The organism is Pseudoxanthomonas sp. (assembly GCF_035999195.1).
GTDB lineage: Bacteria > Pseudomonadota > Gammaproteobacteria > Xanthomonadales > Xanthomonadaceae > Pseudoxanthomonas_A.
Genome location: NZ_DASYGY010000009.1, coordinates 847,426 through 862,936 on the forward strand (window position 1 = coordinate 847,426; position 15,511 = coordinate 862,936).

14 protein-coding genes, 1 tRNA gene and 1 pseudogene are annotated in these 15,511 nt (G+C 69.6%); 4 read left to right on the plus strand and 12 right to left on the minus strand.

Going from position 1 to position 15,511, the window contains the following annotated elements; translation table 11 throughout:
- Nucleotides 1-43 precede the first annotated feature (43 nt).
- The 3 genes from VGN58_RS11110 to VGN58_RS11120 all read right to left on the minus strand — a co-directional run bounded on the left by VGN58_RS11110 (nt 44) and on the right by VGN58_RS11120 (nt 3,705).
- Entirely contained in the window at nt 44-1,624 is a 1,581-nt protein-coding gene (locus tag VGN58_RS11110) for an N-acetylmuramoyl-L-alanine amidase (protein ID WP_327483294.1), read from the minus strand.
- Nucleotides 1,625-1,699: 75 nt separating this feature from the next.
- Nucleotides 1,700-2,182: a tRNA (adenosine(37)-N6)-threonylcarbamoyltransferase complex ATPase subunit type 1 TsaE gene (tsaE, locus tag VGN58_RS11115; RefSeq protein WP_327483295.1), complete on the minus strand. Its 483-nt coding sequence runs from the start codon at nt 2,180-2,182 to the stop codon at nt 1,700-1,702.
- Nucleotides 2,183-2,232: 50 nt separating this feature from the next.
- Nucleotides 2,233-3,705, minus strand: coding sequence for an NAD(P)H-hydrate dehydratase (locus tag VGN58_RS11120; RefSeq protein ID WP_327483296.1), 1,473 nt, complete (start codon nt 3,703-3,705; stop codon nt 2,233-2,235).
- Between the two features lie 66 nt (nt 3,706-3,771).
- Between VGN58_RS11120 and queG the strand changes: the two genes are divergently transcribed.
- Nucleotides 3,772-4,863 carry a tRNA epoxyqueuosine(34) reductase QueG gene (gene queG, locus VGN58_RS11125; RefSeq protein WP_327483297.1) on the plus strand — a complete coding sequence of 364 codons (1,092 nt, stop codon included), beginning with the start codon at nt 3,772-3,774 and terminating at the stop codon, nt 4,861-4,863.
- A gap of 151 nt (nt 4,864-5,014) precedes the next feature.
- On the opposite strand, the gene pgi is transcribed toward queG, so the two are convergent.
- The 6 genes and pseudogenes from pgi to pcnB form a co-directional block, all read right to left on the minus strand.
- Nucleotides 5,015-6,526, minus strand: a complete 1,512-nt coding sequence (gene pgi, locus VGN58_RS11130; RefSeq protein ID WP_327483298.1) for a glucose-6-phosphate isomerase — start codon at nt 6,524-6,526, stop codon at nt 5,015-5,017.
- A 1-nt stretch (nt 6,527) separates the two neighbouring features.
- Entirely contained in the window at nt 6,528-6,908 is a 381-nt protein-coding gene (gene panD / locus VGN58_RS11135) for an aspartate 1-decarboxylase (RefSeq protein WP_241045718.1), read from the minus strand.
- A 72-nt stretch (nt 6,909-6,980) separates the two neighbouring features.
- Nucleotides 6,981-7,823, minus strand: a complete 843-nt coding sequence (panC, locus tag VGN58_RS11140) for a pantoate--beta-alanine ligase (RefSeq protein WP_327483299.1) — start codon at nt 7,821-7,823, stop codon at nt 6,981-6,983.
- A 36-nt stretch (nt 7,824-7,859) separates the two neighbouring features.
- Entirely contained in the window at nt 7,860-8,672 is an 813-nt protein-coding gene (panB, locus tag VGN58_RS11145; RefSeq protein WP_327483300.1) for a 3-methyl-2-oxobutanoate hydroxymethyltransferase, read from the minus strand.
- 17 nt (nt 8,673-8,689) lie between these two features.
- Nucleotides 8,690-9,181 carry a 2-amino-4-hydroxy-6-hydroxymethyldihydropteridine diphosphokinase gene (folK, locus tag VGN58_RS11150; protein ID WP_327483301.1) on the minus strand — a complete coding sequence of 164 codons (492 nt, stop codon included), beginning with the start codon at nt 9,179-9,181 and terminating at the stop codon, nt 8,690-8,692.
- Nucleotides 9,178-10,488 (minus strand): annotated as a pseudogene (gene pcnB / locus VGN58_RS11155) (polynucleotide adenylyltransferase PcnB); the annotation flags it as partial. The gene folK and the pseudogene pcnB, both read right to left, overlap by 4 nt.
- Nucleotides 10,489-10,607: 119 nt before the next feature.
- Here pcnB and VGN58_RS11160 point away from each other — a divergent pair.
- The 3 genes from VGN58_RS11160 (at nt 10,608) to VGN58_RS11170 (ending at nt 12,882) form a co-directional block, all read left to right on the plus strand.
- Nucleotides 10,608-10,682, plus strand: a tRNA-Glu gene (locus VGN58_RS11160).
- 158 nt (nt 10,683-10,840) lie between these two features.
- On the plus strand, nt 10,841-11,506 hold the full coding sequence (locus tag VGN58_RS11165; protein ID WP_327483303.1) for a response regulator transcription factor: 666 nt from the start codon (nt 10,841-10,843) through the stop codon (nt 11,504-11,506).
- Complete coding sequence (locus VGN58_RS11170; protein WP_327483304.1) at nt 11,503-12,882, plus strand: ATP-binding protein; 1,380 nt, start codon at nt 11,503-11,505, stop codon at nt 12,880-12,882. The genes VGN58_RS11165 and VGN58_RS11170 overlap by 4 nt, the downstream gene beginning before the upstream one ends.
- Before the next feature lie 15 nt (nt 12,883-12,897).
- Here VGN58_RS11170 and VGN58_RS11175 read toward each other — a convergent pair whose 3' ends face one another.
- From VGN58_RS11175 to VGN58_RS11185, 3 genes are read right to left on the minus strand one after another with little or no spacing between them, the layout of a single operon-like run.
- A complete protein-coding gene (locus tag VGN58_RS11175; protein WP_327483305.1) occupies nt 12,898-14,016 on the minus strand; it encodes an MBL fold metallo-hydrolase in 1,119 nt (372 codons plus the stop codon).
- 1 nt (nt 14,017) lies between these two features.
- Nucleotides 14,018-14,596, minus strand: a complete 579-nt coding sequence (locus VGN58_RS11180) for a GNAT family N-acetyltransferase (RefSeq protein WP_327483306.1) — start codon at nt 14,594-14,596, stop codon at nt 14,018-14,020.
- Between the two features lie 38 nt (nt 14,597-14,634).
- Nucleotides 14,635-15,441, minus strand: a complete 807-nt coding sequence (locus VGN58_RS11185; protein WP_327483307.1) for a MipA/OmpV family protein — start codon at nt 15,439-15,441, stop codon at nt 14,635-14,637.
- Between the last annotated feature and the right edge of the window lie 70 nt (nt 15,442-15,511).

A 15,511-nucleotide genomic window follows, 5' to 3' on the forward strand; every position in this document is an offset into this window, starting at 1 on the left:
GTCTCGGGGAATCAGCGGTGATGATAGCCGAGCGTGTGCGCGATCAGGGCGCGCCGGCGGCGCCGCCGGCGGCAACCGCACGCGCATCCGCTTCGGCCTGCGCGCGCGCCGCGAACAGCGTGCCCGGTGGCGGCTGGCGGGTGAAGTAGGACTGGATGCCCTCCAGCACCGCGCCCGCCACCTTGCGCTGGTGGGCCGGGTCGAAGAGACGCTTCTCTTCGTCCGCGTTGGAGATGAAGCCCGTCTCCACCAGCATGGCCGGCATGTCGGAGTTGCGCAGCACCTCGAAATTGGCGAATTCGATCTGCGGCTTGTGGGTCTTGCCCAGGCCCTTGAGCGAGTTCAGCACGTGGGCGGCCGCGTCCTGCGAGGCCTTCATGTGGCCGCTCTGGGCCAGATCCAGCAGCACGTTGGACAGCGTGTCCTTGGTCAGTCGTACGCCGCCCACCAGGTCGGAAGCGTTCTCCTTGTCGGCCAGCCAACGGGCGTGCTGCGAGGAGGCGCCGCGCAGCGACAGCACATAGACAGAGGAACCCCAGGCGCTGCGGTTCTCGGCCGCATCGGCGTGGATCGACACGAACATGTCCGCCTTCGCGGCGCGGGCCTTGCGTGCCCGCTGCGGACGCTCGACGTACACGTCGGTATCGCGGACCAGGTATGCCTTCATGCCGGGCGTGGCATTGATCTGTCGCGCCAGTTCTTTGGAGATCGCCAGCACCGCGTGCTTCTCGTAGCGGCCGCTGGGACCGATGGCCCCCGGATCCTGGCCGCCGTGGCCGGGATCGATGGCGATGACCAGCGGGCGGGTGCCGGCGGCGACCACGGCGGGCGCCTTGGGCGCTTCACTCGAAGGCACCGCGTCGGTCGCCGCGGCGGGCGTGCCCGGCATCGGCGTCGGCTGTCCGGTGGCGATGGTATAGGCCGGACGCTCGCCGGGCGCGGTTTGCGCAGGTGCGGGCACGGGCGTCGGCTGTCCGTTGAGGATGGCCTGCGGGGACGGCGCGACCGCACCGGACGGCGGGGTCGCGACGCTGGCAGGCGTTGTGCCGGCCTGCACGACCTGCGCGGTCAACAGCGCCGTCGCGCGGGCCGCGTCCGCCTGCGGGGAAGGAGAAGGCACGATGGCCGCTGCCGTGCCGGTGGCCGGCGTGGGTGCTGGGGTCGTAGCGGTCGTAGCGGTCGTAGCGGTCGCGGCGGCGGGCGTGCTCGGCGCGGCCAGGCCATCGCCCGGCCATTCGATCACCAGCCGCGAACTCGCACCCGCCTGCTCCATCCGCGGCTTCAGCGCGGCGACCGGGGAAGCGAGGTCGAAGACGATGCGCAGCGTGTTCGGGTCGGGTTGGCCGGTACGCACGGCGCGCACGATGCCCGCGGGTGTGGGCAGCCGCAGACCGGTTTTCGCGGTCGACGCGGGCAGGTCGACGACCAGACGGTCCGGGCCTTTCAGGGCTAGCGTCCTGTACTGCCCGGTGCCGGCCAACTGGATCTCCGCCCGCGTTCCTGTACTGCCCTGGCCCAGGGTGACACCGGTGACCTCACCGGCCAGCAGCGTGCACGGCGCGAGCGCCAGGACGCCGGCAAGGGCGCGACGCAGCAAGGCGGTGGTGGGCTTCCCCGGGCTCATGCCGCGGATTCAAACACCATCGGCTCACGAATGCAAGGCAATTTCCCTTAATAATCCGTGACCTGCCGGATGTTCCTAACCGACCTGGCGAGATGGTGCCTGCAACTCATCCTGGGCCGACAGCCGGGCCAGCCAGTCCGTGCCGGCCGGCGACAGGCCCTCGAGCCGGGCCGAGCGGCCGGCACCCTCGACCGCCAGCGTCACGCGCACGTCCGCCGCCGGCAGCGCGGCGGCCCCACGTTCCGGCCATTCCACCAGCCACAGGACGGACGTGCCTTCATCCAGGCCGAGAAATTCCAGTTCGCCCGCGTCACCGATCCGGTACAGATCGAGATGCCAGGCTTCTCCTCCCTCCACCGGGTAGCGCTCCACCAGCGTGTAGGTGGGGCTGCGGATCGCGCCGCCAACTCCGAGCGCCCGCAACAACGCGCGCGCGAGTGTGGACTTTCCCGCACCCAGGTCACCCTGCAGATACACGATGGCAGCGTCGGGGCGTGTACGCGCCAGGGCCTGGCCCAGCGCGCCGGTGGCTTCTTCGTCGGCAAGGAACACGTGCATGCGGCGATTCTAAGCGTTCGTGCAGACGGTGCTGCGCGGATCGGCGTCGCTCACGGATTGGCCAGGCGTCGCAGGTGCGGGAACAGGTCCGACGGCAGCAGGCCACGCTGACCGTCCCACGCGGCGGCATCGCCCGCCAGCGCGTGCAGCAACGCGCCGGCGCTGGCGGCATCGAACGCGGACAGTCCCTGTGCACGCAGCGCCGCGATGACGCCCGTCAGCACGTCGCCCATACCGCCGACCGCCATGCCGGGATTGCCGGCGTCGATCACGCGCGGTGGTTCACCGGGACATGCCACGACGGTGCCTGCGCCCTTCAGCACCACCACGCAGGCATGGCGTTCTGCGATTGCGCGAGCCGCCGCGAAACGGTCGCGCTGCACGTCGGCAGCCGTGCACGCCAGCAGGCGTGCCGCTTCGCCCGGATGCGGCGTGAGGATCGCGTCGTCGAGCGACGGCGGCGACAGCGCCAGCAGGTTCAGCGCATCGGCATCCAGGACCAGCGACCTGCCGCTTCGCAGCGCCTGCTGGAAGAGCGCACGGCCCCATTCGCCCTGCCCCAGGCCGGGACCGAGGGCGATCACGCGCGCGCGCTCCAGGAGTGGCGCCAGATCGTCCGTCGCTTCCACCGCGCGCACCATCGCCTCGGGCCTTCGCGACAGCAGCGCCGCGACATGCGCCGGCCGCGTCGCCACACTGACCAGGCCGGCACCGGTGCGCAACGCGGCTTCGGCACACAACGCGATCGCGCCACCACTGCCGTCGTCGCCACCGATGCAGAGGACGTGTCCCGATTCGCCCTTGTGCGTGTTGCGGCGACGCGGCAGCAGCCATCGCGCCAGTGCGTCGTGCTCCAGCAAGGCCGCTTGGACGGGAATCCCATCGAACGCCGACGCGGGCACATCGAGTTCCTCCAGCGCCAGCATGCCGGTGTATTCCAGTGCATCGCCGGTATACAGGCCGGCATGCCGCACGAGGAACTGCAGCGTGCGAGTGGCCACGACGGCGACACCCGGCGTGCAGCCGCGATCGGCGTCCACGCCGCTGGGCACATCGAGCGCCAGCACCGGTGCGGCCTGCAGGTTGATCGCGTCGATCAGCGCGTGCAGGTCGGCCTCCGGCGCCCGCGACAGGCCGATGCCGAACAGGGCATCCACCACCACGTCCGCACCGGGCAATACGTCCTCGAACAGCGTGACCTTCCCTCCCGTCGCCACGTACTCGGTGCAGGCGCGCTGCGCCGTCGGATTGCCCGGTACATGCGCCGGCAGGTGGACGACCTCGACGTGGCGTCCGGCGCGATGCGCATGCCTCGCCAGCACGTAGCCGTCGCCACCGTTGCTGCCGGGCCCGCAGACCACGACGACGCGCTGCGCGTCGGGCCAGTGCAGCAGCACGTGCTGCCACGCCGCCAGGCCGGCACGCTGCATCAGCACGTAGGGATCGCCACCCAGCGCGTTCGTGGCGCGTCCGTCCAGCGCCCGCGCGGCGTGCATGGAATACAGGGGCCAGGTGCCGGACATGGCCGGATTCTAGGTCCGCACCGGGTTGCGGGGAAGTGGATCCTGGGCCCCTCCTATAATCCCCGCATGTCTGCCGCCGATCCCGCCACGCCCCTGCCCGACGCCGCCGCGCTGGCCCGGCGCGTACGGGCGCTGGCGCGCGAGTTCGGGTTCCAGCGTTGCGGCATCGCCGGCATCGACCTCGGCGACGACGAACGGCACCTGCGCGACTGGCTTGCCGAAGGCCTGTACGGCTCGATGGCGTGGATGGCCCAGCATGCCGACAAGCGCTCGCGTCCGCAGGAACTGGTCCCCGGCACGCTGCGGGTGATTTCCGTCGGCCTCGATTACGGTCGCAACGACAGCGACCATGCCTGGGACACGTTGCGCGATGGCGAGCGTGCCTACGTGGCGCGCTACGCACTGGGCCGCGACTACCACAAGCTGATGCGCAACCAGCTGCAGAAACTGGCCGAACGCCTGCGGGCGGAGATCGGACCGTTCGGACATCGCGTGTTCGTCGATTCGGCGCCGGTGCTGGAACGCGCGCTGGCGCGCAATGCGGGCCTGGGCTGGATCGGCAAGCACACCTGCCTAATCGACAAGGACGGCGGGTCCTGGTTTTTCCTTGGCGAAATCTACGTCGACCTGGCCTTGCCGATCGACGCGCCGGCCAGTGCGCACTGCGGCACCTGCACGCGCTGCATCGACGTGTGCCCGACCCAGGCGATCACCGCGCCGTACCGGCTCGATGCGCGCCGCTGCATTTCCTACCTGACCATCGAGCACGACGGCGCCATTCCGGAAGACCTTCGTGCTGCGATCGGCAACCGCATCTTCGGCTGCGACGACTGCCAGCTGGTGTGTCCGTGGAACAAGTTCGCCAGGCGCACCGATGAGCCGGATTTCCGCGCACGCAACGATCTGGACGTGGCCACCCTCCCGCAGCTGTTCGCATGGGACGAAGCGGAGTTCCTGCGACGCACCGAAGGCTCGGCGATCCGCCGCAGCGGGCATGAGCGCTGGCTGCGCAACATCGCCGTGGCGCTGGGCAATGCGCCGACCACGCCCGACGTGCTGGCCGCGCTGCAGAGCAGACGCGAGGATCCATCCTCACTGGTTAGCGAGCATGTGGCGTGGGCGCTGGGGCGACACGATGGCCCTGTAGGAGCGACGTAAGTCGCGACCGCAAGAACGAATCGCCTCAAGCCCGACATCACGCGACGTACCTGACTTCGACGCATGCGCGCGATGGTAAATCCAGCAGCTTTGTCCATTCGGTCGCGACTCACGTCGCTCCTACAGAAAGGCAAGACCGGCGTGCGGTCCCTCACCCGCGCGCCGCGATCTCCGCCAGCAGCGCCCGCGTCACCGGATCCCTCGCTTCGGATTCGCCCTTCAGTGCGGGCAGCAGTCCGTTGGCGAGTTGCTTGCCCAGTTCCACGCCGAACTGGTCGAACGCATTGATGCCCCACAGCACCGACTGCGCGTAGACGCTGTGCTCGTACATGGCGATCAGGCCACCGAGCGACTGCGGCGTCAGCGCATCCAGCAGGATCATCGTGCTGGGCCGTCCGCCCGCGTAGCTTCGGTGCGGATCGTCGCTGGCCTGGCCGTTCGCGAGGGCCTCGCTCTGCGCCAGCAGGTTGGACATCAGCGCCAGGTGGTTGTCGGCATAGGGATGGTCGCTGCGCACGGTGCCGACGAAATCCAGCGGCACGATCTGCGTGCCCTGGTGCAGCGCCTGGAAGAAACTGTGCTGCACGTCCGTGCCCGCACCACCCCACCAGACCGGCACGGAATCGGACTCGACCCGGCTGCCGTCCAGCTTCACCGACTTGCCCAGGCTCTCCATCACCAGTTGCTGCAGGTAGGCAGGCAGCAAGGCGAGGCGCTGGTCGTACGTCATCACGCCATGCGCGGCATGCCCGAGCACGTTGCGGTTCCATACCGCGGTCAATGCGTGGCGGACGGCGATGTTGTCCGCCAGCGGCGTGCCGACGGCGTGCGCATCGAATGCCGACGCACCGTCCAGCAGCTGCTCGAAGCGGTCGAAGCCGATCGCCAGCGCGACCGGAAGACCGACCGCGGACCACAGCGAATACCGCCCGCCCACCCAGTCCCACATCGGCAGCACGCGCTCGGGCGCGATGTCGAAGGCGGCCGCGGCGCGCTCGGGATTGGCGCTGACGGCGTACAGCCGCTCGCTGCCGCCCAGCCAGTCGCGCAGGATGCCGCCATTGAGCAGCGTTTCCTGCGTACCGAAGGTCTTGGAGATCAGCACCGCTGCCGTGCGTGAGGGGTCCAGCGGGGCCAGCGTGCGCTGCGCCGCCGCGCCGTCGACGTTGGACAGGAAGTGCACGCGGAAGCGACCCGGCAGCGGATCCCGCAGTGCATCGGCCACGAGGCGCGGCCCCAGATCGGAACCGCCGATGCCCACGCTGACGATGTCGGTGACGTCGCTCGCTTCGAGCTGCGCGATCAGGCCTGCCATGCGCTGGCGCACGTCGAGCGCCATGGCATAGGCCTCGCGCGCGACGACGGCATCGGAGTTCTCGCCGCGGAGCGCGGTATGCAGCGCCGCGCGTCCTTCGGTGACGTTGACCTCTGCGCCATCGAACAGGCGGCGGAACGCGCCCGCCAGGTCGGCCGCCTCGCCCTGCGCCAGCAGGGCCTGCCAGGCGGGCGCGTCATAGGACTGGCGCGCGAAGTTGAAATACAGCGGACCGTGGCGCAGCGTATGGGCTGCGACGCGGTCGGGTTCGCGCGCCAGCAGCGTGTTCAGCGGCGCCGCGCGCAGGCGCGCGGCATGGGACTGCAGTGCGTCGAAACCCTTGCTCATGTCAGGCCGCCTGCTTGGGAATGCTGCGGTTGGTGTGGGTGATGCGGTTCTGGCCGTCCACGTATACAAGCGTGGGCTGGAACGCATCGGCCTCCTGCTCGCTCATCGAGGCGAACGCGGCGATGATGACCAGGTCGCCGACCTGCACGTGGCGCGCGGCGCCGCCGTTGAGCGAAACGATGCCGCTGCCCTCGTCGGCCCGGATCGCGTACGTGGAAAAGCGCGCACCGTTGGTGACGTCCCAGATGTGCACCTGCTCGAACTCGCGGATGCCGGTGGCGTCCAGCAGCAGGCCATCGATGGCGATGGAGCCTTCGTAGTTCAGCTCGGAATGGGTGACGGTCGCACGGTGGATCTTGGTCTTGAGCAGGCTGAGGTGCATGTCGGCAGGGAAGAAAGCGGGAACGCGGAGTTTATCGCCTCGTGCCCGTCCTGCGCGTGCCGATCGACGCGCTCAGAACTCCAGGTTGTCGATCAGCCGCGTGCGGCCCAGCCTCGCCGCGACCAGCGCGACGCGCGCACCGGGTTCGCCATCCCGCGGTTCGCTGAGGTCCGGGCGGCGGATCACCGTGTAGTCCACGTCGTAACCCACGGCAGCGAGCCGGCCGGAAGCGTCGGCCTCGACCTGCGCGCGTGGCGTTCCCGCCACCAGGCTTTCGCGCATCGCGATCAACGTCCTGCGGATCTCCGCGGCACGCGGCCGCTCGTCCGCGGTCAGGTACTGGTTGCGCGAGCTCATCGCCAGGCCGTCGGCCTCGCGCACGATGCTGCCCGCCAGGATCTGGATGGGGAAGGCCAGGTCGGTGACCAGCTGGCGGATCACCGCGAGCTGCTGGTAGTCCTTCTTGCCGAACGCCGCCACATCCGGCTGCACCTGGTTGAACAGCCGGCTGACCACGGTGCACACGCCATCGAAGTGGCCCGGGCGATGCGCGCCTTCGAGCACACTGCTGACCCCCGGCACGTGGACGTTGGCCGCCAGTTCCACGCCGAACGGGTACATGGATTCCACCGTCGGCAGCCACAGGACATCGCAGCCGGCGCCTTCGAGTCCGCTCATGTCCGCTTCCGGCGTACGCGGGTAGCGGGTGAAGTCCTCGTTGGGACCGAACTGGGTCGGATTGACGAACACGCTGGACACCACGCGGTCGGCGTACTGCCGCGCCAGCATCACCAGCGAATAGTGTCCCGCATGCAGGTTGCCCATGGTCGGCACGAACCCGACCCGCAGGCCCTGCTGCCTCCACTCCCTGACGCGGGAACGCAGCGCGTCAAGCTCGGTGATGGTCTCGATCATCGTGGCCCCTGTGGCGGATCGGTGCGCGCGGCGCGGTCAGTAGGAGTGGGCGTCGTCGGGGAAGGCCCCGCTGCGCACCGCGTCGGCATAGGCGCGCACCGCGCCCGCCACGGAACCGCCCTCGGCCAGGAAATCCTTGACGAACTTCGGCCGCCGGTGGCCCGTGTCCAGGCCGAGGAAATCGTGCAGCACCAGTACCTGGCCATCGCAGCCGGGCCCGGCACCGATACCGATGGTGGGAATGGCGAGGTCCGCGGTGATCGCGGCGGCCAGCGAGGACGGCACGCATTCCAGCACCAGCAGCTGCGCGCCGGCCTGCGCGACGGCGCGCGCGTCCTCGCGCAGGCGGGCGGCGGCGGCTTCGTCGCGACCCTGTACGCGGTAACCGCCGAACTTCAGGACCGACTGCGGCGTCAGGCCCAGGTGGGCGCACACCGGGATGTCGCGCTCGACCAGGAAACGGATGACATCGAGCTTGTGGCCCGCGCCCTCCAGCTTGACCATCTCCGCGCCGGCCTGCAGCAGCGCGATGGCGGCATCGAGCGCGCGCTCCGGCGTGGCGTCGGACTGGAACGGCAGGTCGGACACCAGCAGCGCGCGGTCGAGGCCCCGGGCGACCGCGCGCGTGTGGTAGACGATGTCGTCCACGGTGACCGGCAGCGTCGAATCATGCCCCTGCACCACCATGCCCAGCGAGTCGCCGATCAGCACCAGGTCGACGCCATTGGCATCCAGCACGCGGGCGAAACTGTTGTCGTAGGCCGTGAGCATCACCAGCTTGCGACCGTCGCGCTTGGCGTCGGCGAGGGCAGGAACGGTCCAGGGCTTGCTGTCGGCGTGCGTACTCATAGTCCCGCATTATCCACTCATAACGGATGGATGTTGGACATTCCCAACACGGACACAGCATCCCGCGCAGCGCCGTAACCGGGGATACGGGCGTCGGGCCACACATCAAGCAGCGGCACCAGCGCAAAGGCACGCTCATGCAGGTGCGGATGCGGCACGCGCAGGCCGGGCTCGTCGATCACCGCATTGCCGTACAGCAGCAGGTCCAGGTCCAGCGTGCGCGGACCCCAGCGTTCGCCATCCACGCGATGCCGACCGAACCCGGCTTCCACGGCCAGCAACAGGTCCAGCAGCGCGCGCGGCGGCAGCGATGTGTCCAGCAGCGCGACCGCGTTGATGAAATCGGGCTGGTCTTCCCTGCCCCATGCCGGCGTGCGGTAGAGGCGCGAAGCGGCGCGTACGGCGACACCGTCGCGACGATCGAGCACCTCGATGGCGCGCCGCAGGGTGCCTGCGGCATCGCCGAGATTGGCGCCCAGGCCGATGCAGGCCTGGAAGGGCAGCGTCATTCGGGCGACGACCCGCCGGTGCGGCGCCGACGGCGGCGCCGGCGCTTGGAGGGTTGCGCCTCATCGTCGGCGAACGCATCCGCCGACGTGGCCACCCCGAGCGTGGCGGCCAGTTCTTCACCGGACTGCGTCTGCGCTTCGCGCCAGAACGCCACGTCCTCGGCATGTTCGGGCGAGGCCGCGAGCCGCAGGACCAGGAAGTCGAACGCGGCGCGGAACCGGGGATGGCTCAGCAGGCGGGTCACCCGCTTGCGCTGGCGATTGCCGAAACGCGTCTGCAGCAGCCAGATCTCCTGCATCGGCAGCGAGAACCGGCGCGGCAGCGCGACCGTATTCAGCTGGTGCAGCGTCACGCGGTCGGCGGCGCGACGCTGCGCTTCCTCGGCGTGCACGCCTTGCGCCTGCAGGCCCATCAGCGCGCGACAGTACGCCGGCCACAGCAGCAGGGCGAACAGGAATGCGGGCGACACCGGTTCGTCGTTGGCGACGCGCTGGTCGGTTCCGGCCAGGCCCGCCAGCACCATCCGGCGCAGCGCACCGCTGCGATTGGAGGCGAGCGCGGCCGCCGTTTCCGGAAACAGCACCTTCAGCAGGCCGAAGCGCTCCAGCCCCTCGAAGCTGGCCACGCCGTGCCCGGACAGGAACAGCTTGAGGATCTCCTCGAACAGGCGCGCCGGCGCGGCCTCGGCCAGCAGCGGGGCCAGCGGCGCGATCGGCGCGGCGGTTTCGGCCTCGATCTCGAAGTCCAGCTTGGCGGCCAGGCGCACCGCGCGCAGCATGCGTACCGGATCCTCGCGATAGCGCTGTTCCGGATCGCCGATCAGCTTCAGGCGCCGCGCCATCGTGTCCTCGAAGCCCCCGACATAGTCGCGGACGGAGAAATCGTCGATGGCGTAGTACAGCGCGTTGGCGGTGAAGTCGCGGCGCACCGCATCGTCTTCGACCGTACCGTAGACGTTGTCGCGGACCAGCCGGCCGTTGTCCATCTCGCGGTCGCCGCTGCCGTCGTCGACGTTGGCGCGGAACGTCGCGACCTCGATGATCTCGCGCCCGAACACCACATGCGCCAGGCGGAAGCGGCGCCCGATCAGGCGGCAGTTGCGGAACTGCTGGCGCACCTGTTCCGGCGTGGCGTCGGTGGCGACGTCGAAATCCTTGGGATGCCCGCCGACCAGCAGGTCGCGCACCGCGCCGCCGACCAGGTAGGCCTGGAAGCCGGCGTCCCGCAGGCGGTAGAGCACGCGCAGCGCGTTCGGGCTGATGTCCTTGCGCGAGATGGTGTGCTGGTCGCGCGGGATGGTTCGCAGAGCGGTGACGGGCGTAATAGCGGCAGTTCCATGCAGGAGGGTCACGTGGCCGAGCAGGTGGATTGCCCTGAGCCTGGCCGGCGCCTATACTAATCCGCTACGCCGGTTTCACCAAAAACGCTCCCTTCGTCTAGTGGTTAGGACGTGGCCCTCTCAAGGCTAAAACAGGGGTTCGAGTCCCCTAGGGAGCGCCATCCGGCCGAGGCTGCGGGTTGAGATCCGCAGCAGGTGAGCCCACCAGAACCCCGCCCCGGCGGGGTTTTGTGTTTCCGGGCCCGGATATGGACGCATTAAACCCGGTTTAATCGCATCGACCTAGCATGGTCGCCTCCCCACGTTCCGAGGGCCGCCCATGTCGCGCCTGCTCCTGGTTGAAGACGATCACATGCTGGGCGATGCGCTGGCCGCCGCGCTGGCGCAGGACGGCTGGGCCATCGACCGCGCCGAGGACGTGTCGTCCGCGCGCCTGGCGCTGGTCGACCACGGCTACACCGCCGTCCTGCTCGACCTGGGGTTGCCGCGCGGCTCCGGACTGGACGTGCTGATGGCGCTGCGCCAGCGCTACGACACCACGCCCGTGCTGATCATCACCGCGCGCGACCAGCTCAGCGACCGGGTGCGCGGCCTGGATGCCGGCGCCGACGACTACATCGTCAAGCCCTTCGAGGCCGGCGAGCTCGGCGCGCGCCTGCGCGCCGTGGTCCGCCGCACGCAGGGCCGCGTGGCGCCGGTGCTGCGTCATGGCGAGATCGTGCTGGACCCGGCCGACCGTTCGGTGCGGCTGGGCGAGCGCCCGGTGCGTCTTGGCGTGCACGAATACCGCACCCTGCTCGCCCTGATGGAGCGGCCGGGCCGCGTGATCGCGCGCGATACGCTGGAATCGCTGGTGTACGGCGGCGAAGGCTCGATCGAGAGCAATACCATCGCGGTATACATCCATCAGTTGCGCAAGAAGCTGGGAGACGGCGTGATCACCACCGTGCACGGCTTCGGCTACCGGCTGGGAGAGGGCGAATGAGCCACTCGCTGAAGTCCAAACTGCTGCTGGCGGTGATGACGCCGCTCGCGCTGGGATGGGGTGGTTGGCTGGGCAGCCAGCACTTCCAGATGACGCGACAGCAGCAGGGTCACGACGACCTGTTCCTGCAGGAAGTCAGCGAGCAGATCCTGCTGTCGATGCCCAGCAACCTCGACGCCCTCGTCGAGGGCCCGCGCCTGCAACTGCCCCCGAGAGTCGGCCCGGCGGGCAAGAAAAAGAAGTTCGACACGCTTCGCTACCAGGTGTGGATCCTCGGACGCCGCACGCCCGTGGTGGCGTCGGACGGCGCACCGATGCAGCCGCTGCGCGCGGACTTCAAACCCGGCTTCGCGCTGACCGAGGTCGCCGGCGAACCGTGGCGCGTCTATGCCGCCACCGACGCCAGCGGCCGCATCCAGGTGCAGGCCGGCATGTCGCAGTCGGCGATGAAGGCCGAACTCGCGCACTGGGTGAAGATCAGCCTGTGGAGTGGCATCGGCATCCTGCTGGTGCTCGGCGCACTGGTCGGCCTGGCCATCCACTGGAGCCTGCGCCCGATGAACCGCCTGCGCCGCGAGATGGCGCAGCGCGAACCGCACGACCTTGCGCCCCTGCCCGCCTCCGGCCTGCCGCGCGAGATCCGGCCGCTGGTGGATTCGTTCAACCAACTGCTCGAACGCCTGTCGGATGCGATGCGCGGTGAACGCCAGTTCCTGGCCGATGCCGCGCACGAACTGCGCACGCCGCTGGCCGCGCTGCTGACGCAGACCCAGGTGGCCATGCGCGCAGGCAGCCAGACCGACGCGCAGGCCGCACTGGCGCAGCTGTCGCAGGGCATCCAGCGCACCTCTCGCCTGGCGCAGCAGTTGCTGGACTCCGCGCGCGTGGATGCGTCCCCGCTGCGCGACGACCGCCCGGTGGTCGCGCTGCCGGACGTGGTGACGATGGTCATGCGCGAATTCGAATCGATGGCGGCGCGGCGCCAGCAGACGCTCGCCATCCATGCCGAACCGGCCAGCGTGCGGGGCGATCTCGACGACCTCGGCATCCTGGTGCGCAACCTGCTGGACAATGCGGTCCGCTACAGCGGCGAACACGCCCGCATCGAGATCGCCTGCGGCCTGGATGCCGGAGGCGCCACGGCCTGGCTCATCGTGCGCGACAACGGCCCCGGCGTCGCGCCGGAAGAACGGGAACGCGTGTTCGAACGCTTCTTCCGTGGCAGCCAGGGCAATGGCGAACGCGGCAGCGGCATCGGCCTGTCGCTGGTGCAGCGGATCGCGCGGGCGCACGAAGCCACGATCACCGTCGACGACGGCATCGGTGGCCGCGGCTTCGCCTGCCGGGTCGAGTTCCCGGCCACGCCCGATCCCTGAGTCGCGGCGCCGCCATCACTCGGCGCGCCACCACGGCTCAGTGGCTTCCGGCCGCGCGATCGTCAGCGGCTGGCCGATCGTCGGCGTCACGATCTGCACGTCGCCCTGCCGGGACAGCGTGTACAGCGTTTCCATCGGCTCGCTCCAGCCATGGAACGCCAGGTCGAAGGTGCTGTTGTGGATCGGCACCAGCGACCTGCCGCCCAGATCGCGATGCGCCTGCAGCGTCTGCGCCGGCAGCATGTGCACGTCCTGCCAGCGGCGGTCATAGGCGCCGCACTCGAGCAGCGTCAGGTCGAACGGCCCCAGACGCTCGCCTATCGTGCGGAAGCCGTCGAAGTAACCCGTGTCGCCGCTGAAGAAGATGCGCAGCCCGTCCGCCCGGATCACCCACGACGCCCACAGCGTGGCATTGCGGTCGAACAGCGTGCGGCCGGAGAAGTGCTGCGACGGCGTCGCAGTGAAGCGCACGCCGTCCAGTTCGACGTCGTCCCACCAGTCCAGCTGGCGGACCTGGTCGCGCGGCACGCCCCAGCGGACGAGGCGGTCGCCCACGCCCAGTGGAGTGAGGAACACCTCCGTCTTCGCCGCCAGCACGCGCACGGTCTCGCGGTCCAGATGGTCGTAGTGGTCGTGCGACAGCACCACGGCGGCCAGTGGCGGCAGTTCGTCGAGGGTGATCGGCGGTGCATGGAAACGCTTCGGCCCGGCCCACTGCACCGGCGATGCGCGCTCGGAGAACACCGGATCGGTCAGCCAGAAACGTCCGTCCAGCTTGAGCAGCACGGTCGAATGGCCCAGCCGGTAGAGGGTGCCGTCGGGTGCTTCATCGAGCTGCACGCGTGTCACCGCCTGCACCGGGATCGAACGGGTCGGCACCGTCCCGGCCGGCTTGCCGCCGACCAGGAAATCCCACCACAGCTTGCTGGTTTCGCGCCATCCCAGCGGACGCGGCTTGCGCACGTTCTGGAACCCGTCGTCGCCGAACTGCGGCGACTGCGGATAGGACACCGTGCTGCAGCCGGACAATCCCGCATAGGCGAGCGCGCTGGCGGACACGCACGCCCCGGCGACCACGCGTCGCCAGCGCTTGCCACGCGGCGGCACGGGCTTCTTTTCACGCTTCCGTTCCATCTCAGTCGACCTGGTCCTGCTGCAAGGTGGGAAACACGTACTGGATCATCGTCGCGGCGCCGGCTTGGCCCGGCAGGGTCATCAGCGCCGCGGCCTGTGCGGCAGGCACCTGCCAGCGCAGGTCCACGCAGCCGAGTTCCGCCGCCGTGCGGCGCGCTTCGGCGAACAGACCGGCGGCGATGCCGGACGGGCGCGCGCTTGCCGGCACGAACAGCGTCTCCAGATTGAAGTAGTACGCACGTTCGATCATCGAGAAGCCGACCGTGGCGAACGCATAACCGACCGGCTCGCCGCCGCGCTCCGCCATCCATGCCCACGCACGCAAGGGCGGTTCGAACAACGCCTCCATCAGCTCGAGTACGCCGCCCGAGCGCGCGCCGGATGCAGCGGGCAATTCCGCCATCTGGCGGTCGCACAGCCGCATCAGCGCGGCGGCATGGGCGCGGGTGACGCGGTGGATGCCGATCTCGGTGCGCGCGGTGGCCTGCATCCCGGCGCGACCGGCGAACGGAGGAAACGAGGAAACAGGGATGGGACGCAGCATCGTCGCGGTCCCGGCACGGGCGAGGCGGGCGGTCATGGGCAACTCCAGCAGACGGATGGGGAACGATCGGTGTGTCAGAAGCCGCGCGAGATGCCGATGAACAACGACGTGCTGCGGTCCTTGCCGGCCTCTACCAACGGACTGTCCTGCAGGGCGTCCGGCAAGGCGCGGTATTCGAGATTGCCCAGCAGCACCCAGCGCCTGGCGAAGGGATGGACCAGGCTGAGGCTGGCACGCGGCACCGTGGCGGCACCGGGCCGGTAGGCCGCCACGCCGCGGGCGACTTCTTCGTCCAGGATCCCGTAGTAGTAGTCCGCCATGTCGGCCGACAGGCGCACCGCGCCGATGGACGGCACCAGCGCGGTGCGGCCGACGGTCAGCGGATAGCTGTAGTCGAGCGCGACGGCATAGCCCTCGCTGGTGCCGGTCACGTCGACGCGCGCATCGAGATCGAGCTTGCCGGCCGCGCCCTTCCAACTGCCCCCGACGCCGACGTCGACGCTGTCGTCGCGGTCGGACAGCAGGTTGCGGTCCACGCCACGACGCGCCAGTTCGGCCACGCCGAAATCATCCGCGTCGATGCCGTCCAGGCGCCCGGCGATGAAGGTGCGCAGCTCGAAGCGCTCGTCCTTGTAGGCGCGGTAGCCGAGCGCCGCACCCCGCAAGTAGAAACGATCGCCGTCGTAGGCGATGTTCGGCAGCAGGCGCGTACGCGTGCCCTCGCCGGCGTATTCGCTGTCGCGATGGACGACGGCCAGGCCCGCGCTCCAGCGCGACGGCAACAGATCCTGCGCCTGCTTGTCGGTACGTTCGACGACCTGGGCGGCAACGGAAAACGGCAGCAACAGCAGCAGGGACGTGCACGCGCGCAACGCGGTCATGGGAACCTCTTTGGGTGGGGGAGCCGGACATCCGGTGCCCGCATGCTCCCGCAGGGTCTTTAAGAACTCC